Origin of the sequence: Streptomyces sp. NPDC093065, from assembly GCF_044754585.1 — a bacterium.
Classification (GTDB): Bacteria; Actinomycetota; Actinomycetes; order Streptomycetales; family Streptomycetaceae; genus Streptomyces.
The window spans coordinates 1-1,226 of record NZ_JBIVPJ010000067.1; the positions used below are offsets into that span (position 1 = coordinate 1).

At 66.6% G+C, this 1,226-nt stretch carries 1 protein-coding gene; it reads left to right on the plus strand.

The features are described from left to right. Positions 1-1,226: polyketide synthase dehydratase domain-containing protein (locus tag ACIQFU_RS38660; RefSeq protein WP_402558072.1), on the plus strand; the 1,226-nt coding region annotated here is incomplete at both ends.

Sequence of the window (1,226 nt, forward strand, 5' to 3'; positions counted from 1 at the left end):
GTGCCGTTGCTGCGCAAGGGCCGGGACGAGGTGCTCTCACTGGTCGAGGGTGTGGGCCGGCTCCACGAACGCGGCGTCACGGTGGACTGGGAAGCGTTCTTTGCGGGGCGTGGTGGTCGGCGGGTGGAGTTGCCGACGTATGCGTTTCAGCGTGAGCGTTTTTGGCGGGACAGTGTGGGTGGTGCTGGTGGTGTGGGTGGTGTGGGTCATCCGTTGTTGGGGTCGGCTGTGGTGTTGGCGGGTTCGGGTGGGGTGGTGTTGTCGGGGCGGTTGTCGTGTGCGACGGATCCGTGGTTGGCGGATCATGTGGTGGCGGGGTCGGTGGTGTTTCCGGGTGCTGGGTTGGTGGAGTTGGTGGTGGCGGCTGGTGGTCGTGTGGGGTGTGGGCGGGTGGAGGAGTTGGCGTTGGTGGCGCCGTTGGTGTTGCCGGAGTCGGGTGGTGTGGATGTTCAGGTGATCGTGGGTGCGGTGGATGGTGGGGGCCGGCGTGAGGTGTCGGTGTTCGGTCGGGGTGAGGGGTTGGGTGAGGACGAGTCGGGTTGGGTGCGTTATGCGTCTGGTGTGGTGGTGGAGGAGTCGGGTGAGGGTTCGGAGGTTTCGGGTCTTTCGGAGTGGCCGCCGGTGGGTGCGGAGCCGGTGGTGGTGGAGGGGATGTATGAGGACCTGGCGGCTGAGGGCCTGAGCTACGGTCCCGCTTTCCAGGGGGTGCGTGCGGCGTGGCGTCGTGGTGAGGAGACATTCGCCGAGATCGGAACCGAAGGACTCGGCCGGGATCTCAACAGGTTCACCCTGCATCCAGCGCTGCTCGACGCGGCCTTGCACACGCTCGCTCTGCAGGACGGTGTAGGAACCCGTCTGCCCTTCACGTGGTCCGGCGTGGAGCTGTACGAGGGCGGCACGGGTGCCGACACCCTGCGGGTCCGCTTGCGCGCCACTTCTGCCGACGTGGCATCCGTGGACATCGCCGACGACATGGGTCGTCCCGTCGCGTCGGTGGAGTCGTTGGTGGTGCGGTCGTTGGGGGAGGGGTTGGTGTCTGGGGTGGGGTCGGGTGTGGATGGGTTGTTTGGTGTGGAGTGGGTGAGGGCGGAGGAGGGTGCTGCGGGTTCTGAGGCTGGTTCTGGTTCTGGTTCTGGTGTGGTGGTGTCGTGGGGTGAGTTGGGTGAGGTGTTGTCGGGTGTGGGGGTGGTGCCTGATGTGGTGGTGTTGCGGGTGGGTTCGGGTGG